Raw genomic sequence first — 22958 nt, 5'->3', positions numbered from 1 at the left:
TCTCGGGGCCGGAAGGCGGAGGGCCTTCCTACGGGCGGATCGCCGCCAGGAGGCCCTCCCCCACGGGGACCAGCAGCGGGATGAACGTCTCGTCGTCCCGCATCCGCTGCATGACCTCCCGCACCGCGACCTCCGCCGGGCCCGGCACCCGCAGCGGCCCGTCCGGCTCGCCGGGCGCCGTCATCACGTTGTTGAACACCACGACCCCGCCCGGGCGCAGAAGCCGCAGCGCTTCCTCCAGGTACGCGGGGTAGGAGATCTGGTCGGCGTCGACGGAAACCATGTCGTAGCCGCCGTCGGTGAGCCTGGGAAGCACCTCCAGCGCGGTGCCGCGGATCAGCCTGGCCCGGCCCGCGCCGAAACCTGCCCTCGCGAAGGCCGAGCGGGCGTAGTCCTGGTAGGCGGCATTGACGTCCACCGTCGTGAGAATCCCCTCCGGGGACATACCCCGCAGCAGCCAGATCCCCGACGTGCCGCACCCGGTGCCGATCTCCACCACCGACTTGGCCCCTATTGCGGCCGTGAGGAACCGCAGGGCGGCCCCTGTCGCCGCGTCCACCGGGGGCGCCGCGGAGCGGACCCCTGCGTCGTAGGCTTCCGCCAGAGGACCGTCGCCCATGGCGTTCTCCTCGAACCGAGCCTGCTCGGTCCGGACCCACGCGGTCCGGGCGACGCTCTCTTCTGCGCTGATGACGGCCTCCATGACCTGCTGAATATCCTGGGAAGGAGCTCTGACCGGCGGGTCGTCACTCACCGTAGAATGGTGGTCGCGGCCAGACAGTGTCCCTGGTCAAAAGAGTAGCCTGAACCGGTCCGAACTCCGAGTGTGGCGACGGGAACTTAATCGGCGTTCCCTGACGTTGAAACGGGATGAACGTACGTTGACCGCCACGAAGCAAACTCCCCCCAGCCAACCCTCGTGTGGTGCGTCAACGGGATGAAGGGAGCTGCGGTGCCAGAGACCGGCCCTGCCGTCGAGTTCGAGGCATGGGAACCCCCGAGCTGGGAAGAGGTCGTGCGGGTTCACTCGCCGCGTGTCTACCGCCTGGCCTACCGACTCGCCGGCAACAAGCACGACGCCGAGGACCTCACCCAAGAGGTCTTCATCCGGGTGTTCCGCTCCCTCGCCAACTACACCCCCGGAACCTTCGAGGGGTGGCTGCACCGCATCACCACCAACCTCTTCCTCGACATGGCCCGGCGCAAGGCCCGCATCCGCTTCGAGGGGCTGGCCGACAACGCCGACGAACGCCTGGAGGGGCGCGAGCCCTCACCCGCCCAGCGCTATGACGACCGGCACTTCGACGCCGATATCCAGGGGGCGCTGGACGCACTGCCCGCCGAGTTTCGCGCGCCGGTGGTGCTGTGCGATATCGAAGGGCTCTCCTACGAGGAGATCGCGGCCACGCTCGACGTCAAACTCGGCACTGTCCGCAGCCGCATCCACCGGGGCCGCGCCCAGCTGCGCCGGGCACTGGAGCACCGGCGGTCACTCGCCGCCGAGCACGGCACACGGGCTGCCGAGGCCAGTACACCGGGCGGCGGAGCGAACGTGACCAAGGAGGCGGAGTGAGCATGGACCACCTCGGAGAGCGCCTCTCGGCGCTCATCGACGGGGAACTGGGCGCCGCCGAACACGAGCGCGCCCTCATCCATCTGGCCAAGTGCGAGTCCTGCCGGTTCGAGGCCGACATGACCCGCAGGCTCAAGCGCCGCCTCACCGGGCTCGGTGAACCCGAACCCGACATGGACTTCATGGGACGCCTGATGTCCCAGCCCGGACTGGGCGCGACCCGTGATCGGGGTGATCGCGGGCCGTCGGACCCGCCGCCGTCCAGCCCTTTCGGGTCCAGCCCGCCACTGGGGTCCTCCCGCCCCCTCGGCGGCTTCCCGGGCGGCGGGCCGCTGTCGGCCACCGAGACCGGGCCGACGCCGCCCCGCGAGCAGCAGCGCACCAGGACGCAAGGCCCCGTCCGGCCGCGTACCGAGAGCCCGAGCGTCGCCGACCGGGTCTCCGGCCTGCTGCCGAACTTCTCCGGTGGGCGTTACGCGGTCGCGGGCCTCGCGGTGACGACGGCGCTCCTGGGGAGCGCCTTCATCGCCGGCGGTGACGCCGAGGACGCTCCCGTGGTGGAACCCCGGCTGTCCGACTACGCCGTCGACCATGCGGTGAGTAGCCGTCAGATCCCCGTGGTCGACCCACCGATCGACCCGCTGCCCGTCGTGGACGAGGGCCCCTCTGACACGACCGAAACGACCCGGTGAGGTCTGGGGAACCCTCTTCCGGTGCGAGGTCCGGGCCCGCGAACGTCATCACCATCGCTCTGCTGTGCGTGCTCCTGCTGACCGGCGGGGTCCACCCTGAGGCGGCCTCGGTCCCGGCAGAAGGCGAGGACCACGGCATGCCCGTGCTGCAGCGTGCCGCGGCGGCTGACGGGAGGGTGGCCTACACCGCGGTCCGCGAGGTGCGGGGCCCGGAGGGCTCCGGTCAGGACCGTGTCGACGTCAGCGTGGTCAACCGGCCGGGCCAGGGCATGGCCATGTCGTCCCCGGGAGAGGACGAGCACGCATTCGTGGTGCTCTCCTCGACCGCCCTGGAGTCCTTGGACGAACGCCTGTTGGGCATGCTCGCGGACACCTACAACGTGGTGGACGCGGGCATCGACGAACTCGACGGCCGCCCGGCTCACCTGGTCGAGGCGGTGCGTGCGGACTCCACCGTGGCCGGAAGATTCTGGGTGGACACCGAGACCGACCTGCTCCTCGGTCGCACGGTGTACGACCGGGCGGAGGAACCCGCGTTCAGCAGCCGGCTTACCGGCCTGCGCTTCAGTGACCGGGACTGGCCGGACGAGGCCCATGGGGACTCGCCCTGGGGCGACGCGCTGAACCGCGCCGAGCGGGACGGGCTGCGTGATGCCGGATGGGCGGTGCCCGAACACCTGACCTGGGACCTGCGGCTGGTCGACGCCCGGTCCAAGCACTACGAGGACGAACGTGTCGTGCATGCCGTCTATTCGGACGGTCTGTCCCAGGTGTCGGTATTTACGCAACGTGGCAAGCTGGGAACCGGCCATCTCTCCACACTTCGTAACGGATACACCGGAACCGGGGCGGGGGTAGATGGCGTCACAACAGAGCACGACACGATCTTCGGCGGAGATGTGGGCCAGTACCAGAGTGTGTGGCAGGCGAACGGGTTCGTCTACACGGTCCTGGCCGACGCCCCCGCGGACCTGGCATCCTCGGCGGTCGTCGCGTTGCCGGGGCCCGACGGCTCCGGTTTCTGGGCCAGGGTGCAGCGGGGCCTGTCCAGGCTGGGCCCCCTCTAGGAGGCCCAGCCGGCCGACGGAACGTGTGCGGAGCCGAAAGCCAAGCGAAACACGGAGCAGGTCTTGAGTCAGGACAACGGCCGTTCGGAACCCTCGGAGGGCGGGGGACCGCCCCCTTCGAACGGTGGAGTACCTCAGCGCGGTGTGCCGGACACACCGGCCCCGGGTCAGGCACCTGCGGAACCACCCCAGCGGCCCCCCGGAGGGTGGATGCCCCCACCCGGGCCCGCGAACCAGCAGCCCCCGCCGCCACCGAACCGCCCCGTGAATCAGGGCGCCCCAGGTGCGCCCACCGGCGGTGGACCGCCTGCCCAACCCGCCCAACAGGGCGCGCACGGCCACTTCGCCGCACCGCCCACTCCACCGGCCCAGTACGCACCGCCCGCCCAGGAGCCGCGGCCCCGCAAGCGCGGCATCCCTGTCTGGATGGCCTTGACCGGGATGCTCGTCGTCGCCCTCATCGCGGGCGGCGCGGGAGGGATCGCCGGAAGCCTGACCGACCCCTTCGGCACTCAGCCGGTACCCGAAGAAGAGGACGCGCCGGACATCAACGAACCGCCGCCCGAGGAGCCCGAGCGCGACCCCGAGAGCATCGCGGGCGTCGCCCAGCGGGTCAGCCCGAGCGTGGTCTCCCTGAGTAGTGCCAACCGGCTCCTCGAAGCGAGCGGTTCGGGTTTCGTCATCGAGGGCGACTACGTGGTCACCAACGACCACGTGTCCACGCCCCTCGAGGAGGAGGGCGAGGGCATCGTCGTCGAGTACAGCGACGGCAGCAGCACCGACGCCACGGTGGTGGGCTCCGACCCCAGCTCCGACCTGGCCGTACTCGAACTGGAGGAGCCCAGCGACGTCGAGCCGCTGGAGTTCGGTGACTCCGGCGACGCCATCGTCGGCGACGAGGTCATCGCGATCGGTGCGCCCCTGGGCCTGGCCGGAACGGTCACCCAAGGTATCATCAGTGCCCTGGACCGGCCGGTCAGCTCTGACGAAGGCGAGAGCCAGTTCTTCGCCATCCAGACCGACGCCGCGATCAACCCCGGTAACTCAGGAGGTCCCCTCGTCGACGTCCAGGGCCGGGTCATCGGGGTGAACTCGATGATCATCACCATGGGCGGCGGCCTCATGGGAGAGCAGCCGAGCGGCAGCATCGGCCTCGGCTTCGCGATCCCCGCCACGGAGGCCGAGGAGGTCATCGGCGGGATGATCGACGACGGCGACACCACCTACGCGGACCTCGGCATCTCCTACGACACGGACAGCAACGTCATGGGTGCCGTCATCGCGGAAGAGCCGGACGCCGTCGAAACGGGCGGACCGGCCGACGAAGCGGGGCTGGAACCGGGCGACGTGATCGTGTCCTTCGACGGTCGCCGGGTCAACTCCCACGGCGAACTCCAGGCCATGGTGCGCAACCATTCCCCGAACGACGAGGTCGAGCTCGAATACGAGCGGGACGGCGACCGGGAAACCGTCACCGTCACCCTCGGCCCCACCGAGGACTGACCGGACGGCCGCCACCGTACTAGCCCGCCACCCCGGTGCTGGGACAGAGAACACGACGGCCCCCGAGCCCAGGGCTCGGGGGCCGTACGCGTGTCTTCCAGTCGGACCGCTGAAGGCGTTTCCGGCGGTCAGCGACCGGCGGGGGAGATCCCCAGCTGCATACCGGCGAGCCCGCGCGGCTTGTCGACCAGCTTCTCGGCGACCGAGGTGATCACCTTGCTGGCTTCGGTGTCGGGGTTGGTCAGGACCAGGGGCTGACCCTCGTCGCTGCCCTCGCGCAGACGGGTGTCGAGCGGCACCTCGCCCAGGAGCGGGACCTCGGCGCCGAGGGTCTTGCTCAGGGCATCGGCGACCGTCTTGCCGCCGCCCTGCCCGAAGAGGTGGACGGGCTCGCCGCCACCCTCCGGCTGGTAGTACGACATGTTCTCGATGACGCCGGCGATGCGCTGGTGCGTCTGGGCGGTGATGGCGCCCGCGCGCTCGGCGACCTCGGCGGCGGCCTGCTGCGGTGTGGTGACGATGAGCAGCTCGGCGCCGGGAAGCATCTGTGCGACGGAGATCGCGATGTCACCGGTGCCCGGGGGCAGGTCCATCAACAGGACGTCCAGGTCACCCCAGAAGACGTCGGAGAGGAACTGCTGGAGCGCGCGGTGCAGCATCGGGCCGCGCCACACCACGGGTTGGTTGCCCTCGGTGAACATGCCCACCGAGATGACCTTGATGCCGTGTGCGGTCGGGGGGAGGATCATGTCCTCCACCTTGGTGGGGAAATCCGAAGCGCCCAGCATGCGCGGCACCGAGTGGCCGTAGATGTCGGCGTCGACGACGCCCACCTTGTGGCCCTCGGCCGCCAGCGAGGCAGCGAGGTTGACGGTGACGGAGGACTTGCCGACACCGCCCTTGCCCGAGGCGACGGCGTAGACCTTGGTGAGCGAGTTCGGCTTGGCGAAGGGGATCTCCTTCTCCGCCTGGCCGCCGCGCAGCTTGGTCTGCAGCTCCTTGCGCTGCTCATCGCTCATCACGTCGAGCTCGACGGTGACCTTGGTGACGCCGGCGACCTTGGTCACCGCGTTGGTGACGTCGTTCTCGATACGGCCCTTCATCGGGCAACCGGCGACCGTGAGGTAGATGCCGACGTGCACGGAACCGTCATCGGCGATGTCGACGCCCTTGAGCATCCCGAGGTCGGTGATGGGGCGGTGGATCTCCGGGTCCTGCACCGTGGCCAGGGCTTCTTGAACCAGCTCTGTGGTTGGTGTGGAAGACATGTACCCAATCGTAGGTCAGCGGAACGGGGACTTGGCCTGTGGTGTAGTTCCCAGGTCCACCTTCTTCAACAGAGGGCGCACGGCTCGCTATTCCGGTGGGGGCGGGGTTGCGGGAGCGCCCGATTCGCACGGTGATCAGGTGATAACGGCGCGGCCTTAACGCAGGCGATACATGGCCGGATAGTAGTCTCAGCGCACGATGGGAAATCTGCCGCGACCGCCTGGTTCGTCCTGGCCCGCCGCGCCCGAAGGGCCGGAAGGGCAGGCTTCTGGTGGCCAAGCCCAGGAGCAGACCTGGGCCTGGCCGCCCGGCGGCGCGCGGCAGACCCCGCCAGGCGGGCACCCGGCGCTGACCCCCGACCCTTCGGTGTGGGCCTGGCCACCGCCGCGTCCGGTGCGCTCCAACAAATTCGCCTGCGCGGAGATCCCTGAGGGTGAGGCCTATCACAGGATGGCCCGCACCCCGCTGTTCCGGTGGTGGATCCCGCCCCTGGCGCTCCTGGTCTTCGCGGTCCTGCTGTTCTTCCTGTGGGTCGGTATCGCCGTGGCGATGACGATCGTCGCGATCCTCGGCGGCGGGGGACTGGCACCGGACTCGATCCGGGTGAGCGAGATCGTCGGCCTCGGGTTCGGGCTGTCGGCCACGGCGCTCCTCCTGCCCATCGCGCTCTTCGTCGCCCGCGTCGTGCAGTGGCGCCGGGCGGGCTCGCTCATCTCGGTCACCGGCCGGATGCGCTGGCGCTGGCTGGCCCGGTGCGTGTTCGGTGCCGCGGTCCCCGTCACAGGGGGCGCGGCTCTGCTCTTGTTCCTCGCCGACGGCTCCCTCCCGGTCGCGACGGGGGAGGGGAACTACGGCGGGACCGAGGTCCTGGCCGCGGCGCTCCTGGTGATCGTGCTGATGGTGCCGTTCCAGTCCGCGGCCGAGGAGATCACCATGCGCGGGCTGGTCATGCAGCTCGTGGGGTCGCTCGGCTCGCGCTCCGGCGACAGCGCCTTCTCAAAGGTCATGCGCTCCCAGTGGCCCGCGGTCCTGGCCGGTGGCACGCTGTTCGCGGCACTGTACGCGGCCACCCATCCGGGTCATCTGTGGACCACGGCCTCCCTGGCCGTCTTCGGCCTGAGCATGGCCTGGCTCACCTGGCGTACTGGCGGCCTGGAGGCCGCGATCGGCCTGCACCTCACCAACAGCCTGGTCCAGTTCTCCCTGTACGCCTCGGACGGCCGCCTGTCCGAGATCGGCACCGGGGTGGTCGTCGGCGCGGGACTCCCGATGGGGACCGACACGCCGCAGACCCTGGCCCTCACCGTTGTCCAGGTCGGCCTGTACCTACTTCTGGTCGCCGGTTTCGCCCGCAAAGGGAGTGTCAGCCGCGTCAGCGCCACCGTCCAGGTCTGAGCGGCGCTCCGAAGGCTCCGGCTGGGCGGGGAACACCCAGGTGCGGTAGGCGAAGAACCGGAACAGGGTCCCCAGGCCCACGCCCACGACGTTGCCGGCGATGTTCTGTGCCAGCGGGCCGTCGAGCCCGAGCACGTACAGGGAGAAGGCCTGGCAGCCCAGCTGGATGAGCAGACCGATGCCGTTCATCACCAGGAACAGGAAGGTCTCCCTGCCGTAGCCGGTGCGGGCCCGGTCGGCGAAGGTCCAGAAGCGGTTGCCCACGAAGGCCACCGTGATCGCGCACACCGTGCCGAGCACCTGCCCGGCCAGGACCTGCGCGCCGCTGGCCCACAGCAGGTTGGTCACGGCCAACTGCACGACATAGGCCACGGCACCTACGGAACCGAACTTGCCCACTTCGGCGGCGAGCTTGGCCAACCTGGGGTGACGGTCGAGGAACTGACGCACGGTCTACGTCTCCAGTCCTGTGGGGGGATTCGCGTTCGCTGGGAGTGGGCCCTCCTGGCCCATCACCCGCACGCTCTAGACTCTAACCGGGGCTGCGAGAGACACCCCGGCCGCGGGTTCCGAGCCGAACGGCCAGGTTTCGCCGTGCGCGGGGCCGCCCCGCATCCGCGGTTGACGAGCATTGAGTTGAGGAACTGTGAGCGAGCGTAACCGCATCGTCCCCCGAGTAGGAATGGTGGGCGGAGGCCAGCTCTCCCGGATGACGCACCAGGCGGGTATCGGCCTGGGGGTGGACTTCTCGGTGCTGGCCGCCGATCCCACGGACAGCGCGGCCCTGGTCTGCGGTGACGTCGCCCTTGGCGACGACCGCGGCCTCGACGACGTTCTGGCCTTCGCCAAGGCCCACGACGTGGTCACCTTCGACCACGAGCACGTACCCGAACCCGTCCTGCGGGCCGTGGAGGAGGCGGGCGGGTTGCTGCGCCCCGGCCGTGACGCCCTCCGCTTCGCCCAGGACAAACTGCGCATGCGCACCCGCATGGCCGAGCTCGACGCCCCGTCCCCGCGCTGGCGGGCCGTCACCACGCTCGACCACGTCACGGAGTTCGCGGAGCAGGCCGGATGGCCGGTCGTGCTCAAGGCCGCCCGCGGCGGCTACGACGGCAAGGGCGTGTGGGTCGTGGCCGGCCCTGAGGAGGCCCGCGAGGTCGTGGACCGCGCCGCCGCCGAGGAGGTGCCGCTGCTGGTGGAGGAGAAGGTCGCCTTCAGCCGCGAACTCGCCGTGCAGGTGGCCCGCTCCCCGCACGGCCAGGTGGCCGTATACCCGGTGGTGGAGACGGTGCAGCGCGGCGGGATCTGCCACGAGGTGATCGCCCCCGCGCCCAACCTGCCCGAGGAGAAGGCGCTCCGCGCCCAGCAGTTGGCCATCGAGATCGCGCAGGCCTTGGACACCACCGGGGTGCTGGCCGTGGAGCTGTTCGAGACCGAGGGCGACGTGGTCGTCAACGAGCTCGCCATGAGGCCGCACAACTCCGGGCACTGGAGCATCGAGGGCGCCCGCACCTCCCAGTTCGAGCAGCACCTGCGCGCGGTCCTGAACCTGCCCCTTGGCTCGCCGCGCACCAACGCCCCCTACACAGTCATGGCCAACCTGCTGGGCGGCGAGGACCCCGACGTGTACCGCCGCTACCTGCACGTCATGGCCAAGGACCCCGAAGTGAAGGTGCACTTCTACGGCAAGGCCGTGCGCCCGGGCCGCAAGATCGGGCACGTCACCGTCACGGGCGACGACTACCGGGACCTCCTGGAGCGTGCCCGCGATGCCGCCAGCTACCTGCGAGGAGACAGTAAGTGACCGACAACAAGCCCGTGGTGGGCATCGTGATGGGGTCCGACTCCGACTGGCCGGTGATGCGCGAGGCGGCCGAGGCGCTGCGGGAGTTCGGTGTCCCGTTCGAGGCCGACGTGGTCTCCGCGCACCGCATGCCGCACGAGATGGTCTCCTACGGTGCCGAGGCGGCAGGCCGCGGCCTGAAGGCGATCATCGCCGGGGCGGGGGGTGCGGCCCATCTGCCGGGGATGCTGGCTTCGGTCACCACCCTGCCGGTGATCGGCGTGCCCGTGCCGCTCAAGTACCTGGACGGGATGGATTCACTGCTGTCCATCGTGCAGATGCCCGCGGGCGTCCCGGTGGCCACCGTGGCGGTGGGCGCGGCCCGCAACGCGGGGCTGCTGGCGGTTCGGCAGCTGGCCGCGCACGATCCGGTGCTGGCGGAGAAGATGGCCAAGTTCCAGGACGAGCTCAAGGAGCAGGCCCACGCCAAGGGCGAGCGCCTGCGCCGCGAGGTGGCGGACAGCGGCTCGACCATGGGCTTCGGCCTCTAGGCAGGGCGCTGCGACAGCAGGCCGCGCAGGCCTTCCATGGCCTGGTCAACGGTGGGCAGGGCCTGGGGGTCGATGAGGTACTGCAGCACGTACCCGGTGACGATGTTGTAGACCATCGACCCCAGCCCTGCGGCCGTGCTGGGGTCGACCTGCTCGGAGGGCACACCGAGGACGAGCGCGGCCATCTCTCGGCGGCCTTCTCGCATCCCTTCCTCGAGCACCGCGCGAATGCCCTCGTCGAACTGGGCCTGCGCGTAGGCCTGGACGCTCGCCACCATGAGGTCCCGCTGTTCGGGGAGGGTCTCGAACAGCCCGGAGATCAGGACGCGGGCCCGATCCTCGGGGCTGTCGGCATCGGCCTCCCGTACGGCCTTTTCGAAGACGTCGCCCCAGTCGCTGGTCGCCTCGAGCACCGCGGTGTTCATGAGCTGGTCCTTGGATCCGAAGTGGTATCCGATGGATGCCAGGTGCGCCCCCGACGCGGCGGCGATGTCGCGGGCGGTGGTCTTGCTGTAGCCCTTCTCTGCCAAGCACTTCTTGGCGCCTGCCAGCAGGTCCTCACGTTGGCTCATGGCACCCACCCTAGCATTTTGACGTACGTACATATTGACGGTCGATTTGTACGGACGTACGATCAAAGTCATGCGTACAACAACACCGCCCGGACCCGCGACTGCCCGTACCTGGGCAGGGCTGGTCGTCCTGGTCATCCCTGCACTGCTGGTCTCCATGGACCTGTCGGTACTCTTCGTCGCCGCACCCGCGATCTCCGAGGACCTCGAACCCAGCGCCACTCAGTGGCTCTGGATGATGGACGTCTACGGCTTCGTGCTCGCCGGGCTGCTGCTCACCATGGGCGCGCTCGGCGACCGGATCGGCCGCAGGCGGCTGCTCCTGATCGGGGCGGTTCTCTTCGCCGGCGCCTCCGCGCTCCTGGCCTTCGCACCCACCTCGGAACTCTTCATCGCAGGCCGCGCGCTACTCGGCCTCGCCGGGGCCAGCCTGGCCCCCTCCACGCTCTCCCTCATCCGCGGCATGTTCACCGACCCCCGCCAGCGCGGGAAGGCCGTGGGCGCCTGGACGGTCGCCTTCACCGGCGGTGCCGTGGCCGGACCGGTCATCGGCGGTGTCCTGTTGGAGTTCTTCTGGTGGGGTTCGGTCTTCCTGATCAACTTGCCGTTCATGCTCCTGCTGCTGGTCGCGGCGCCCTACCTCGTTCCCGAATCCCGGAACCCGCGGGTATCAGGCTTCGACCTGCCCGGGGCTGCACTGTCCCTGGTGGCGGTCCTCGGCCTCGTCTACGCCGCCAAGAGCCTGGTCGAACACGGCGCGGACCTCCAAAGCATGTCCGCGCTCGTGCTCGGCGCGGCCTTCCTGGCTCTGTTCGTCCTCCGTCAGAGAAGGGTCGCAGACCCGCTCATCGACGTGTCGCTCTTCACCAGGCCCGCTTTCACGGCCGCCGTCAGCGGTAACACCGTGGTCGCCTTCGCCGTCGCCGGGATGGGCCTGCTGACCTTCACCTTCCTGCAGAGCGTCCACGGCCTGAGCCCGCTGCACGCCGCGCTCTGGGCACTGCCCACGTTCTTCGGCACCCTGCTCGGCGCCCTCGCCGCCAGCCTGGCCGCCGCGCGCGTCCGACCGGCCTTCCTCATGGGCGGAGGCCTCCTGGCAGGGACCGCCGGGTTCACCGTCGTGGGCATGGTCGGGACGGAGACATCCCTGCCGGTGTTCATCGGCGGCTACACCGTTATCACCCTGGGCGTGGGGGCCGTCGCGACCCTCGCCAACACCCTGGTGCTGGCCACCGCCCCGCCCGAACGCGCCGGAGCTGCCGCGGGGATCTCCGAGACCAGCACCGAGTTCGGCGCCGCCCTGGGCATCGCCGTCCTCGGGACGGTCTCCGCCACCGTCTACCGGTCCGGCATGGCGGGCACCGAGGCGGGCCCGGCGGCCGCCGAGACCGTCACCGGGGCGGTCGCAACCGCCCCCGACCTGCCCGGACCGGAGGCCGCAGCCCTTCTCGACTCCGCCTTCGCCGCCTACACCTCCGGCCTCAACACCGCCGCCCTGACCGGCGCTGCCGTACTCACCGCCCTCGCCGTCCTGATGCTGGTGGCCCTGCGCCGCCTACCTGCCGGGACCGAGGCCGGGCACGGAAATGCCGATGCGGAGGTACCCCCAGGCGAAGTACCGTCCCGTGCATGAGCGAAGAGGTGCTCCAAGAAGGCCCGGACGGACGCCGGGTGGTCCGCGTCGGCGACACGGTCCGGCGCCCGCCGTCCCCCTGGACAGCAGCCGTGCACGAACTCCTGGAGCACCTGAACGCGGTCGGTTTCACGGCCGCCCGCGTCCCCTCGGCTGGGACGGGCAGGGGAGGGAAGTCCTGGAATACCGGGAGGGGGCGTCCGGTCCCGACGGTTGGGCGCCGGTGGTCACCGATGAGGGACTGGCTGCCTTCGCCCGAGCCCTCCGAGACCTGCACGACGCCACCGCCGAGTTCACTCCTGAACCCGGCGGGCCGTGGGTCGCGCACTTCGGGGCGTTTCAGGGCGATGTCGTCTGCCACGGTGACTTCGGCCCCTGGAACGCCGTCTGGCAAGGGAACGTCCCGGTGGGTCTGTTGGACTGGGATCACGCCCACCCGGGAAAGCGCCTGGACGATGTCGCCTACGCTCTGGAGTACACGGCACCCTTCCGCGACGACGACACCGGCGTGCGCTGGCTGCGGTACCCCGAGCCGCCCGATCGCGCCGCACGCCTGGCCCGGTTCTGTTCCGCCTATGGACTGACCTTGGCTGACGGGATCGTCGACGCGGTCATCCGGCGTCAGCGGGCAACCGTCGACCTGGTCCGGCGGTTGGCCGACGAGGGTGTCCAGCCCCAAGCGGAGTGGGTCCGACAAGGGCGCCTGGCCGAGTTGGACGCGCGAGCCGATTGGAGCCTGGCCCATCGCGGCCTGTTCGAAGACGGCGCCTAGGTCCTACTCCAACCACTTTCCGAACAGGACCTCGAGGTTAAACGCCAAGCTAGCCGTACTTAGCTGGTGCGGGGTGGGTGTGTGTCTGGGGTCGGTGTGTGTCTGGGGTCGGTGTGTGTCTGGGGTCGGTGTGTGTCTGGGGTGGGTTTGCCCGTGGGGGTGTTGGTCTTGTGCGGGTGGTTCTCCCCCTTTTCCTGCCGCCCGATTGTGGCCGTCTCCGCTGCGCGCCTCAAGGTCGTCGCCATCGAGCGCTTCGCGCGTCATTGGCGCTCCACCTTGACCCGCTTCGCTGCGACGGCGGGTCGGCGGCAGTCAGGAAAGGGGGAGGTGTGGTCGGGGTAGCAATGGTCCGGCCTTCGGCCGGACCCCAACGGCACAAGCACGGCCTGGCGGCCGTCAGCGGCCACTCCGCCGGAGCGTTGACGCCTGGCGGTGTCGCGGCCGGTCATTCTCTGCTGCGAACCGCCACGGGCGGCCCTTTTCCCCGATGATCTTGCCCCTGTCTCCACCCTCGACCGTCGAGAGTGGAGACAGGGGCAAGATCATCCCCTATGAGCGACCTGGAATTCCAGGTGCGAACAAACACCAAGACGAGTGGGCAGATAAGGACCATTCCGGACGGCGAGAAAAGGGCACCCGAAAAGGGCCACGTTCGATCCGCCGAGCGAAAGAAGTTCCGAAGTCACCGAAGGCAACACTTCCTTTCTCCGGCCTTTTCGCTTACAATAGAAGAATGGCGATCTCTCCTGAAGCACCCACCCCCACCGGGCACACCCCGGTGGATACCGTGGTGGTCGCTGCTCGGGGCGAGACCACCGCGTTCTTCGACCGCGACGTGCCCCCGGGGGCGGCGGGTGAGGTGCTGGACCAGGCCACCCGCGTGTGGGAACAGCTCGACCAGATCAAAGTCTCCATGGCCGCACGGCTGGCCCAACTCGAGGCCACCGGCCAGCTGTTGGAACAGGGCGGACAGAGGAACCTGGAGGCGTGGCTGCGCCACGCCTTCGGGATCGCGGCCGCCCAGGCCAACGACCTGGCCCTGATCGGGCGGGCCCAGTTCCGCCAGGAAATGGCCCCCACTCTGGAGGCGTTGCACTCCGGGGCCCTGTCGGTGGGTGAAGCCGCAGCGGTCATCAAGGGCGCCGAGGCCGGGGTGGAGAAAAGGCAGAAGGGCGACCACCCCGACCCGGAATTGTTCCGCGCTAAAATGGAATGCGGAATCCTGGACTTCAAGGAGTCGCGCCCGAACATGTCGGTGGGACAGATCACCCACTTCGCCCACCAGCTGTGCATGCGACTCAACCCGAACAAGGTGGAAAAGGACCACGCGGCCGCCCACGCCGCCCGGGGCGCCCAACTGGTCACCACCTTCGACAAAACTTTCCTCTTCCAGATGTGGGGCTCACCCGCCGACGCCCTGCGGATCCAGGTGGCCTTGGACAACTACCAGGTGCCCTTCCACCCCGAGGACGGGCTGTCCAAGTACGAGCGCACCTACGACGCCCTCATGGCCGCGTTGGGGTTCGCCCAGTCCCACCAGGGGTGCGACACCCCGACTACGGCGACGGCGTTGATCAACATCACCGTGCCCGCCACGTCCCTGGCCGGGGACGAGGAAGCCGAGGACGCTGGTCCGGCCACCACGGAGACCGGGCAGGTCGTGCCCATCTCGGTGGTGCGCGAACTCCTGGGTGAGAGCTGGGTGCGCCGCCTGGTGGTGGAGCAGAAGAACGGCCAGGTCCTGGACGTGGGCCGCTCGTGCCGACTGGCCCCGCCCAAGATCCGGGCGGCTGCTTTCCACGGGCACACCAGCTGCGCCTGGCAGTACGGGTGCGACGTACCCCTGCCCTGGACTCAGGCTGATCACATCGTGGAGTTCTGGCAGGGCGGCACCACCAGCGCCACCAATATCCAGCCGCTGTGCGCGACCCATAACCAGGTCAAGCACCGGTGGGCGGTACGCCAGGACCGCCGGATGTGGTCGGGCCGCAACCGAGGCCGCACCGGAAACCAGGGCTCGGACCCGGATGGGGATCCAGCCCCACCCCCGCACCCGTAACCGGCCACCCCCAACACAGCCCCCACCCGCCTTCGCCGGGTCTCTACCCCCGCATGGCCAGAACCCGACCCTCCCAGCCTTGAGCCCTCGCCACCACAGAGGTGGGGGTGAGACCTTGCCCTAGAAGTACTCCCACCCCTGTTCTTGCTTCTAGCAGGGGGGTCGCTGCGCACATTGACCGGCCGCGACACCGCCAGCCGTTCAGCGCCGGCGCAGTGGCGCACCCGGCCGAAGGCCGCAGTGGTTCGCAGCAGAGATTGACCGGCCGCGACACCCCCAGGCGTCAACGCTCCGGCGGAGTGGCCGCTGACGGCCGCCAGGCCGTGCAGTTGAGGCCCGGCCGAAGGCCGGACCATTGCTACCCCGACCACACGTCCCCCGTTTCCTGATAGCCGCCAACCCGCCGTCGTAGCGGAGCGGGTCAAGGTGGAGCGCCAATGACGCGCGAAGCGCTCGATGGCGACGACCTTGAGGCGCGCAGCGGAGACGGCCACCATCGGGCGGCAGGAAACGGGGAAACCCGCACACAACAGGCGTCCTGCACCGACGATGCACCCCACGCGGAGCACCCCACGCGGAGCACCCCACGCGGAGCACCCCACGCGGAGCACCCCACGCGGAGCACCCCACGCGGAGCACCCCACGCGGAGCACCCCACACGAAGCACCCCACGCGGAGCACCCCACACGAAGCACCACCCCACGCGAAGCACCCCACAGGCGTCCCATGCACCGGTACCGCCGTCCTCATGCGCGAGGGGTCCCGGTCTTTCTGTGAACCCTTCCCCTTCCTGCATACTGCCTAGGCCTCCGCGTAACCGGCGGGGAGCACGCAGTCCTCGGTGGGACGCTGGTCGAGGTAGCCCCACTCGAGCAGGTCATTGACCGGGACGTGTCCGTCGCCATCGGCCTCGGGGACTTCCTCGGCCGGGACGAGGAGCTGCTCGCCGCCGCCCGGCTGTTCGAAGTGCGGGGCGATCGGGCCGACCCAGGCGTTGACCGGGACGGCGACCTCGTAGCAGTTGTAGTTGTGCTCGGGCCCGTCCGGCCAGGTGTTCAGTGACTCCGGCGGCAGCGCGCGTTCGGAGTAGGGCGCTCCCGCCGGGGCGAGGAAGGATCCCCACGCCGAACCGAAGCGGTCCAGCATCCACCCTTGGGGCAGCTCCTGGAGTTCCTTGAGCGGTCGGCCGTCCTCCACCGCGAAGCCGTCGTGCTCCGGGTAGTCCCAGTCGCCGCCGGTGCTCCACCGGTCCAAAAAGTCGACCGGAGTGAGTCCGCCGAGCCGGTCGTAGCCTTCCAGCAGAGCGCCTACCGGGCCGTCCTCCGGTAGTTCGGCCGGGCCCAGGCGGTGGTGGCCGCAGAGGTAGTTCTCCAGGTCCTCGGCGGTGGGCGGCGGGGCCAGGACCGGGCACTCCGGGTGCGGTTCGTCGGGCTGGGCCGGTGCGGCGCCGGCGGCACTGACCGGGCTGGTGGTCAGCAGCAGTGCGAGGGCGGCGCCGACCGCCACGGGGAACTTCGACATCGGGGTCCGTTCGTTCTCGACCATCCGCAATAATCACGGAAGGTATTCACATCAATACGCAGCGAAGTGAATCATGCGAGAGCTCTTCTGGGTCCCGAAAACACGAAAACGGCCGCCCCGGTCAGGGGCGGCCGCTCGATGGATTTCGCCTGGTTTCGGCGGATGCGGGGCAGGAGGGACTGACCGGCGGGACTACTGTCGGCCGAGGGCGCGGTAGGTCCAGCCGGAGGCGCGCCAGAAGGTCGGGTCGAGGGCGTTGCGGCCGTCGACGATCCGCTTCTGCGACACTACGGTGGCCAACTCCTCCGGGTTGGCCTCGCGGAACTCGGCCCACTCGGTGAGCAGCAGGACCACGTCCGCGTCGCGGGCGGCGTCCAGCATGGTGTCCGCGTAGTTCAGCTGCGGGTGCTCCTCCCGGGCCCGCTCTAGGGCGGCCGGGTCGTACACCGTGACGTGCGCGCCCAGCGACGCGATGGTCGAGGCCACGTCCAGCGCGGGCGAGTCCCGGATGTCGTCGGAATTGGGCTTGAACGCCGCGCCCAGCACCGTCACCGTGCGTCCGGCGAAGTTGCCGCCGATCAGCTGGCGCGCAATGTCGATCGTGCGCGCCCGGCGGCGCTGGTTGATGGCGTCCACCTCGCGCAGGAACGACAGGGCGGGCTCGACCCCCAGCTCGTCGGCGCGGGCCATGAACGCACGGATGTCCTTGGGCAGGCAACCGCCGCCGAACCCGAGGCCCGGCCCGAGGAACTTGCCGCCGATGCGGTCGTCGTAGGACAGCGCCTCGGCCAGCTGGATGACGTCGGCGCCCGCGACCTCGGACACCTCCGCCATGGCGTTGATGAAGGAGATCTTCGTGGCCAGGAACGCGTTGGCCGAGACCTTGACCAGCTCGGCGGTCTGGAGGTCGGTGACCAGGAACGGGACGCCCTCGTCGGCCTGCTGCTGCCAGAGGGCCCGGACGGCCTTCTCCACACGGGGGGAGTCGGTGCCGATCACGATCCGGTTGGGCCGCAGGGTGTCCTCCACGCCGAAGCCCTCACGGAGGAACTCCGGGCTCCAGCCGAGCTCGGCCTCCCCACCGACCGGGGCGAGCGCGGCCAGGCGGGCGGCCAGGGTCGCGGCGGTACCCACTGGAACGGTGGAGCGGCCCACGATCACGGTCGGCCGGGTCAGGTGCGGAGCGAGGAGTTCCACAGCGGAGTTCACGTAGCTGAGGTCCGCGGCGCCGGAGTCGTCCCGCTGCGGGGTCCCCACGCAGATCAGGTGGAGGTCGGCGAACGCAGCGGCCTCGGCGAAGTCCGTAGTGAAGTGCAGGCGGCCGGTCTTGAGGTTCTCGGCCAGCAACTCTTCGAGCCCGGGCTCGTAGAACGGGACGTCGCCGGACCGGAGCATGTTGATCTTGGCCTCGTCGACATCGAGCCCGAGGACCTCGAAGCCCATTTCGGCCAGGCAGGCGGCGGTAGTGGCGCCGAGGTAACCGGTCCCGATGACGGAGACCCGCATACGTTCCGCTTCGACCACTGGGGATCCTTCCTTGCTTCCGCACACGCCTCGTGTGCAGGTTGTTCCCGCTCTGGGCGGATCACATCCCGCACGAGGGCAGAAAACGGACATCATTCAGCCGGCGGTTCGGCCGTGGGGACGGTGCATCACCTTACGCGTCGGGGTCTGGCGCGCAATAGAACAACACGTGAACAGTCAGGCGCACACATTACCGGTGGGTGGCAAGCGTCCGGCACCCGGGAAGCAGTGGGCAGCTGCGCCGTGGGAGAGGTCTCAGTAGCGGCCGTCACCGAAGGCCCGGGTCTGGTCGGGGCCGTCATCCATGGGCGTCCACACCGCGCCGGTCTCGCCGCGACGGAAAGGTGTCGTGGTCTTGTTCGGATCGTCGTACTCGCGGTGCGGAGAGTCGGGCGGCGGCACGTCGGGGACGGTGTCGCCCACCGGCCCGCCGTCGTTCCACGGTTCCTGCGGCCCAGCGGGCGTGTCCTGACCCCCACCACCGTTCCCGTGCGCATACCCGTCCCGGCTGGTGCCCGCGACCACGCGCTCCCGGGCGGGTACACCGAGCGGGCCGAGGTCGTGCGCGGCTCGCCAGCGGGCGGGCAGCGTCGCCGAGCCCAGCAGCAGCACCCCCAGTGGCAGGGCCACACCGAGCCCGGCACCGTCCGGATAGAGGAAGCTCTCCTCGTTGAGCCAGCTCAGGGCGGATCCCATGGAAGCCGGGGAGAGGACCGGCCACAGGCACAGCGCTACCAGGAGGGTCCCGGAGGCGGCCGCCACCATCGGTGAAAGCCTCGACGCCACCAGGTAGGCGCCGCCGATCCCCACCAAGCACAGCACCACCACGGACAACACGGTAGTGACGTTCACATCACCTTGAGTGATACCTGGGAACACCCCGGCCGACCAGGCGACCCCGACCCACACCACGGGGGCCAAGGCGATACCGGCGAGCAGACCGACCAGGTGGCGGAGCACGCGAACCCTTTCCTCGCGGGGGTCACCCGCAGATATTGTCCTTCGCGGTCGTGGTGGCCGAGCCGTCACCGTCGGAAGGTTCGTCCTCGGGCTCCGGTGCGGCCTCCTCGACCTCCGGCGCGTTGAATGTCGTGTAATTGAATCCGATCACGACCTGCAGGCCGTCGTCCAGGGTGGGGTCCTCCACGGTCTCCGACCCTGGAATCGTTTCCGCGACGTACTCCGCGGCGCCCTCTTCGCCCGGACCGTACCTGACCTCGGTGTGGGCCATGTCCCGGCTGGTCCAGTCCTCGGCATCGTCGGTGACGTCGAACCCGGCCTCGCCGAGCTGGTCGTCCATCTGCGCACCAAGGCCGGGTGAGGCGGTGCCGTTGAACACCCGCAGGGAGATGTTCCCCGGGGTCGGCTCCGCGGCCTCTTGCTCGTCCTCCTCGGCGCTCTCCTCGGGCTCTGCCAGCGGCCTGTCGGCGTTGACTGAGGCGAACAGCTCACGGGCCGCGGGCTCATCCCACAGCAGCGCGACGTCGCCGCGCGGCGTCCAGTGCTCCATGTCCTCGATGGGCACCTGGGCGAAGGTGACCTCGGCCAGGTCGAGATCGCGCATCTGGTAGGCGAGGTCGTTGATGGTGCTCGTGTCCAGCCCCTCGTCGACGGTCACCGAGGACAGGGAACTGTCCAAGAACGCGGTCAGTTTGACCGGGTCGGCCAGGGTCTCCGTGCTGAGCGCCCGGTCCAGCATCGCCGAGAGCACCTGCTGCTGCCGGTCGATGCGGTCCAGGTCGCCGCCGGCCGTGGCCCGGGTGCGGGCGAAGGCGAGGGCCTCCGCCCCGGCCACCTCGTGGGTTCCGGCCTCCATGTCAAGGTCGGCCTTCGGGTCGTCGATCGCCTCGGGCAGGCACACCTCGATGGTGCCCAGCGCGTCCACCACGTCCACGAACCCGGTGAAGTCCACCTCGACGTAGTGGTCGATCCGCACGTCGGTGACCGACTCCACGGTCTGCACGGTCAGTTGGGGGCCGCCATAGGCGTAGGCGGCGTTGATCTTGTCCTCACCCTCGCCGGGGATGTCCACCCACAGGTCCCGGGGGATACCGACCACGGTGAGGTGGTCGCGCTCGTGGTTGAGGCGCACGAGCATGATGCTGTCGGAGCGCTGACCAGGTGTGGAGCCCACACTCAGTGCGTCTTCGTCCTCCTGGCTCATGTCGCCGCGGCTGTCGGATCCGATGACGAGGAAGGTGAGGCCGCCGGTCTCTTCGGGGCGGTCGCCGTCAGCCATCTCGCCGAACACGTCGAACCGGTTGAGGGAACCCGACATCCACCCGGTGATCGCCCATGAAGTGCCCGACGCGAGCAGGATCAGCACGGAGAGCACGCTCATCAGCAACAGGCCGTTGCGGTGGCGGCGGACCCGGGCCTCGGGCACGGTGATGCGGCCGCTTCGGGAAGAACGCCGGTTCTCGGGTGGCAGCGGTTGTGAGCGCTCGCGCCGGAACTCGCCTGTCGGTCCGTGCCGTCCGGCGTCGTCGTCGCTCATCGGCATCCCCGTCCCACCCGTTCAACGGTGTCCTTCGTACCTAGGTTGTCACCCGATCGGCGGAAGGGCGCTGGATGTCAACCCTCGGCGTGTTGTTCTCCCCTTTGGGTGGGACGCGGCCGACAACGAAATCGTTCACGGGCGCCCAAACGTCCTGAAACTTCTGCCCGCCGGGTGCCCCTCCATACTCGGGCGAGACGGATGAGCGGCGGCCCGGGTGCAGTACCGTTGACCGCGCGTGGGGCCCTTCGCGGTGCTACGCAGTCCCGACACGTCTTGACCTTGGGAAGTGCCCGTGTCCTGGCCGCCTGTCTCCGTCGTCATGCCCGTACTGAACGAAGAGCGCCACCTCGCCGCAGCGGTGGAGCACGTCCTCTCCCAGGAGTACCCGGGAGAGCTCGAGATCGTTCTCGGGGTCGGCCCCTCATCGGACCGCACCCGAGAGGTCGCCGACGGCATCGCCGCCGCCGACCCCCGGGTCAAGGTGGTCGACAATCCCACGGGTAAGACGCCCGCCGGGCTCAACGCCGCCATCGGGGCCTCGTCGCACGACGTCGTCGCCCGTATCGACGGCCACGCGATGATGCCCTCCGACTACCTCAAGGTGGCGGTGGAGACCCTCGACGAGACCGGGGCCGACAACGTCGGCGGCATCATGGCCGCCGAGGGAACCACCCTGTGGGAGAAGGCCGTGGCGGCCGCCATGACCTCCAAGGTCGGTGTTGGCAACGCCCGCTTCCACACCGGTGGTGAGGGCGGCCCGGCCGACACCGTCTACCTCGGCGTCTTCCGCCGCTCGGCCCTGGAGCGGGTCGGCGGCTATGACGAGGCCTTCCTGCGCGCGCAGGACTGGGAGATGAACCACCGCATCCGCACCAGCGGCGGCACGGTCTGGTTCCAGCCGCGGATGCGGGTCTCCTACCGTCCGCGCCGCAACGTCAAGCTGCTCGCCAAGCAGTACTTCCACTACGGCCGCTGGCGGCGCGTGGTCGCCCGCCAGCACAAGGGCACGATCAACCTGCGCTACCTGGCCCCGCCGGTGGCCGTGGCGGGGATCGTGGCCGGACTGGTCGGCGGGGTGTTCTTCTGGCCGCTGTGGCTGGTGCCCGCCGCCTACCTCGCCCTGATCACGGGGGCCTCCGTGCCGCTGGCCCGTGGCCTGCCCGCGTCCTCGTGGCCGCTGATCCCGGTCGCGCTCGCCACCATGCACATGACCTGGGGCGTCGGCTTCATCACCAGCCCCGCCAAGCTCGGTGCCGACTCCCGTACCGCTCAGGCGAGCAGCACCTGATCCGAATTCCTTCGGGCGCCGACCAGCGGCGATCCGCGGCGACCTCAAGCGGACGGCGTCCGCCCTCGATCGGGGGCGGACGTTCTGCTAGGCAAGGGAGCGAAGGAAAAACGGAGAGGGTGTCATGGACGACTTGCGTGGGGACCAGGCTGCTTGGGGGTTCGATGGTGAGTCGATCCGTATCAGGTACGAGACCAAGGGCTGGTTCAAGAGTCCGCTGCTGAAGCTCTTGGAGAACGTCGAGGTCCCGGTTGAGGCGATCGAGGGTGTCGACTTCCGGCCTGGGGCCGGGCGCAAGAACGGCTGGATTCTGAACCTGCGGCTGCGCGAGCGCATGGACCCCTACGCCGCTGTCGGCGCGATGCTCGACGACAAGGCCCAGCCCTTCCGGCTGACCGGACCGGCCAAGACCGAGCTGGTGGCCGAGTACCTGGCCGACCAGATGCGGTTCGCCGCGAGCCAGGCCGGGGCGCCCGACCCGGCCACCGCGACCCGTTTCGTGCCCGTGCTTCCGTTGCACATCCGGACCTGCGAGGGCACCGCCCGGTTCGAGGACGGCCGCCTGAGCTTGGTCTGGGCGGGCAGCTACGCGAGCGGCTACAAGAAGAAGAAGCAGCGCCGCGAGTACGACCTCGCCGACATCACGGGCATGGAGTGGGCCCCGCTCGACGACTGGGGGTGGGGCTTCGTCCGGGTCATCACCAAGCGGAGCGCCAAGGAGGCCTCCGCCAAACCCAAGAACGACCTCAACGTGCTGCGTGCGGGTGAGGACGGCAACGAGATCCACCAGGCGTTCCTGCTCGCCGCCACGGTGACCGCGCACCGGTGGGCCAAGGGCGCGGCCTCCCGACCCGTACTGGGTTCCGGTGAGGTCACCGGGGACGACGCACGTCCGGGCTTCGACGACCCGGAGTGGTGGAAGCACACTGCCCGCAGCGCGATGGAGGTCATGCGCGCCCCGCGGCTCACCGTGAACCTCCCCGGCATCGGGCGTGGCAGGGCCGCCGCGGATACCGGAATCCCCGAAGACGGTTCCCCGGACGAGGGAACACTGGGCGAGGGCCTCCGGGGCGGGCTGGCCGCAGGGGACGACCGGGGGGAGATCGGGCCCGCCGTCGAAACCGGGCGGAGGGAACCCGCCGACACCGCCTGGATCTTCGAACAGATCGAGCGGCTCGGCGACCTGCACGCCAAGGGTTTGCTCACCGACGAGGAATTCGGCGCGAAGAAGGCCGAACTCCTCGACCGGATCTGAG

The 22958-nt window shown here is 69.7% G+C and carries 20 protein-coding genes; 12 read left to right on the top strand and 8 right to left on the bottom strand.

The features are described from left to right. Positions 1 to 28: 28 nt before the first annotated feature. Positions 29 to 619 carry an O-methyltransferase gene (locus tag ACYVDG_RS02330; protein ID WP_460746649.1) on the bottom strand — a complete coding sequence of 197 codons (591 nt, stop codon included), beginning with the start codon at positions 617 to 619 and terminating at the stop codon, positions 29 to 31. A 318-nt stretch (positions 620 to 937) separates the two neighbouring features. Here ACYVDG_RS02330 and sigE point away from each other — a divergent pair, with 318 nt between their 5' ends. The 4 genes from sigE (at position 938) to ACYVDG_RS02310 (ending at position 4835) form a co-directional block, all read left to right on the top strand. Beyond that, entirely contained in the window at positions 938 to 1573 is a 636-nt protein-coding gene (gene sigE, locus ACYVDG_RS02325; protein ID WP_460746411.1) for an RNA polymerase sigma factor SigE, read from the top strand. A 2-nt stretch (positions 1574 to 1575) separates the two neighbouring features. Further along, the gene (locus ACYVDG_RS02320; RefSeq protein ID WP_460746409.1) at positions 1576 to 2265 is read left to right on the top strand and encodes an anti-sigma factor family protein; all 690 of its coding nucleotides are present in this window, start codon (positions 1576 to 1578) and stop codon (positions 2263 to 2265) included. Beyond that, positions 2262 to 3332, top strand: coding sequence for a transcriptional regulator (locus ACYVDG_RS02315; protein WP_460746405.1), 1071 nt, complete (start codon positions 2262 to 2264; stop codon positions 3330 to 3332). The genes ACYVDG_RS02320 and ACYVDG_RS02315 overlap by 4 nt, the downstream gene beginning before the upstream one ends. A 426-nt stretch (positions 3333 to 3758) precedes the next feature. Continuing rightward, complete coding sequence (locus ACYVDG_RS02310) at positions 3759 to 4835, top strand: S1C family serine protease (RefSeq protein WP_460746648.1); 1077 nt, start codon at positions 3759 to 3761, stop codon at positions 4833 to 4835. 128 nt (positions 4836 to 4963) lie between these two features. Here ACYVDG_RS02310 and ACYVDG_RS02305 read toward each other — a convergent pair whose 3' ends face one another. Beyond that, a complete protein-coding gene (locus ACYVDG_RS02305) occupies positions 4964 to 6103 on the bottom strand; it encodes an Mrp/NBP35 family ATP-binding protein (protein WP_460746403.1) in 1140 nt (379 codons plus the stop codon). 394 nt (positions 6104 to 6497) lie between these two features. Between ACYVDG_RS02305 and ACYVDG_RS02300 the strand changes: the two genes are divergently transcribed. Then, on the top strand, positions 6498 to 7499 hold the full coding sequence (locus tag ACYVDG_RS02300; protein WP_460746400.1) for a lysostaphin resistance A-like protein: 1002 nt from the start codon (positions 6498 to 6500) through the stop codon (positions 7497 to 7499). On the opposite strand, the gene ACYVDG_RS02295 is transcribed toward ACYVDG_RS02300, so the two are convergent. Beyond that, positions 7431 to 7949: a GtrA family protein gene (locus tag ACYVDG_RS02295; protein ID WP_460746397.1), complete on the bottom strand. Its 519-nt coding sequence runs from the start codon at positions 7947 to 7949 to the stop codon at positions 7431 to 7433. The two genes, ACYVDG_RS02300 and ACYVDG_RS02295, sit on opposite strands and share 69 nt — an antisense overlap. A gap of 196 nt (positions 7950 to 8145) precedes the next feature. Here ACYVDG_RS02295 and ACYVDG_RS02290 point away from each other — a divergent pair, with 196 nt between their 5' ends. Next, on the top strand, positions 8146 to 9303 hold the full coding sequence (locus tag ACYVDG_RS02290) for a 5-(carboxyamino)imidazole ribonucleotide synthase (RefSeq protein WP_460746393.1): 1158 nt from the start codon (positions 8146 to 8148) through the stop codon (positions 9301 to 9303). Beyond that, positions 9300 to 9833, top strand: coding sequence for a 5-(carboxyamino)imidazole ribonucleotide mutase (purE, locus tag ACYVDG_RS02285; protein ID WP_460746390.1), 534 nt, complete (start codon positions 9300 to 9302; stop codon positions 9831 to 9833). Before ACYVDG_RS02290 ends, purE begins: the two co-directional genes overlap by 4 nt. Here the strand turns inward: purE and ACYVDG_RS02280 are convergent. Next, positions 9830 to 10405, bottom strand: coding sequence for a TetR/AcrR family transcriptional regulator (locus ACYVDG_RS02280; protein ID WP_460746388.1), 576 nt, complete (start codon positions 10403 to 10405; stop codon positions 9830 to 9832). The two genes, purE and ACYVDG_RS02280, sit on opposite strands and share 4 nt — an antisense overlap. Positions 10406 to 10475: 70 nt before the next feature. Here ACYVDG_RS02280 and ACYVDG_RS02275 point away from each other — a divergent pair, with 70 nt between their 5' ends. The 3 genes from ACYVDG_RS02275 to ACYVDG_RS02265 all read left to right on the top strand — a co-directional run bounded on the left by ACYVDG_RS02275 (position 10476) and on the right by ACYVDG_RS02265 (position 14869). Beyond that, the gene (locus ACYVDG_RS02275) at positions 10476 to 12038 is read left to right on the top strand and encodes an MFS transporter (RefSeq protein ID WP_460746386.1); all 1563 of its coding nucleotides are present in this window, start codon (positions 10476 to 10478) and stop codon (positions 12036 to 12038) included. 223 nt (positions 12039 to 12261) lie between these two features. Continuing rightward, positions 12262 to 12810 (top strand): phosphotransferase, encoded by a 549-nt coding sequence (locus ACYVDG_RS02270; protein WP_460746385.1) that lies wholly within the window; start codon positions 12262 to 12264, stop codon positions 12808 to 12810. Between the two features lie 733 nt (positions 12811 to 13543). Continuing rightward, on the top strand, positions 13544 to 14869 hold the full coding sequence (locus ACYVDG_RS02265; RefSeq protein ID WP_460746384.1) for an HNH endonuclease signature motif containing protein: 1326 nt from the start codon (positions 13544 to 13546) through the stop codon (positions 14867 to 14869). An 801-nt stretch (positions 14870 to 15670) separates the two neighbouring features. Here the strand turns inward: ACYVDG_RS02265 and ACYVDG_RS02260 are convergent. From ACYVDG_RS02260 to ACYVDG_RS02245, 4 genes are all read right to left on the bottom strand, one after another. Next, positions 15671 to 16390 (bottom strand): TNT domain-containing protein, encoded by a 720-nt coding sequence (locus ACYVDG_RS02260; protein WP_460746647.1) that lies wholly within the window; start codon positions 16388 to 16390, stop codon positions 15671 to 15673. Positions 16391 to 16582: 192 nt separating this feature from the next. After that, positions 16583 to 17914 carry a UDP-glucose dehydrogenase family protein gene (locus ACYVDG_RS02255; RefSeq protein WP_460746381.1) on the bottom strand — a complete coding sequence of 444 codons (1332 nt, stop codon included), beginning with the start codon at positions 17912 to 17914 and terminating at the stop codon, positions 16583 to 16585. A 255-nt stretch (positions 17915 to 18169) separates the two neighbouring features. After that, positions 18170 to 18874: a YIP1 family protein gene (locus ACYVDG_RS02250; RefSeq protein ID WP_460746379.1), complete on the bottom strand. Its 705-nt coding sequence runs from the start codon at positions 18872 to 18874 to the stop codon at positions 18170 to 18172. Between the two features lie 22 nt (positions 18875 to 18896). Next, entirely contained in the window at positions 18897 to 20411 is a 1515-nt protein-coding gene (locus ACYVDG_RS02245) for an LCP family protein (RefSeq protein WP_460746378.1), read from the bottom strand. A 295-nt stretch (positions 20412 to 20706) separates the two neighbouring features. Here ACYVDG_RS02245 and ACYVDG_RS02240 point away from each other — a divergent pair, with 295 nt between their 5' ends. Further along, on the top strand, positions 20707 to 21702 hold the full coding sequence (locus ACYVDG_RS02240) for a glycosyltransferase family 2 protein (RefSeq protein ID WP_460746377.1): 996 nt from the start codon (positions 20707 to 20709) through the stop codon (positions 21700 to 21702). Between the two features lie 124 nt (positions 21703 to 21826). After that, positions 21827 to 22957 (top strand): DUF4429 domain-containing protein, encoded by a 1131-nt coding sequence (locus ACYVDG_RS02235; protein ID WP_460746376.1) that lies wholly within the window; start codon positions 21827 to 21829, stop codon positions 22955 to 22957. Position 22958: the final 1 nt, after the last annotated feature.

This window comes from Nocardiopsis oceani, from assembly GCF_054777395.1.
Note: the sequence above shows the minus strand (reverse complement) of the source record. Positions and strands in the feature narration are given on the sequence as shown.

Bases quoted from the DNA above. Each gene is read 5' to 3' on its own strand.
- ACYVDG_RS02330 (WP_460746649.1), bottom strand. From the start codon at position 619: ATGGGCGACGGTCCTCTGGCGGAAGCCTACGACGCAGGGGTCCGCTCC.
- sigE (WP_460746411.1), top strand. From the start codon at position 938: ATGAAGGGAGCTGCGGTGCCAGAGACCGGCCCTGCCGTCGAGTTCGAG.
- ACYVDG_RS02320 (WP_460746409.1), top strand. From the start codon at position 1,576: ATGGACCACCTCGGAGAGCGCCTCTCGGCGCTCATCGACGGGGAACTG.
- ACYVDG_RS02310 (WP_460746648.1), top strand. From the start codon at position 3,759: ATGGCCTTGACCGGGATGCTCGTCGTCGCCCTCATCGCGGGCGGCGCG.
- ACYVDG_RS02305 (WP_460746403.1), bottom strand. From the start codon at position 6,103: ATGTCTTCCACACCAACCACAGAGCTGGTTCAAGAAGCCCTGGCCACG.
- ACYVDG_RS02280 (WP_460746388.1), bottom strand. From the start codon at position 10,405: ATGAGCCAACGTGAGGACCTGCTGGCAGGCGCCAAGAAGTGCTTGGCA.
- ACYVDG_RS02275 (WP_460746386.1), top strand. From the start codon at position 10,476: ATGCGTACAACAACACCGCCCGGACCCGCGACTGCCCGTACCTGGGCA.
- ACYVDG_RS02265 (WP_460746384.1), top strand. From the start codon at position 13,544: ATGGCGATCTCTCCTGAAGCACCCACCCCCACCGGGCACACCCCGGTG.
- ACYVDG_RS02260 (WP_460746647.1), bottom strand. From the start codon at position 16,390: ATGTCGAAGTTCCCCGTGGCGGTCGGCGCCGCCCTCGCACTGCTGCTG.
- ACYVDG_RS02245 (WP_460746378.1), bottom strand. From the start codon at position 20,411: ATGAGCGACGACGACGCCGGACGGCACGGACCGACAGGCGAGTTCCGG.
- ACYVDG_RS02235 (WP_460746376.1), top strand. From the start codon at position 21,827: ATGGACGACTTGCGTGGGGACCAGGCTGCTTGGGGGTTCGATGGTGAG.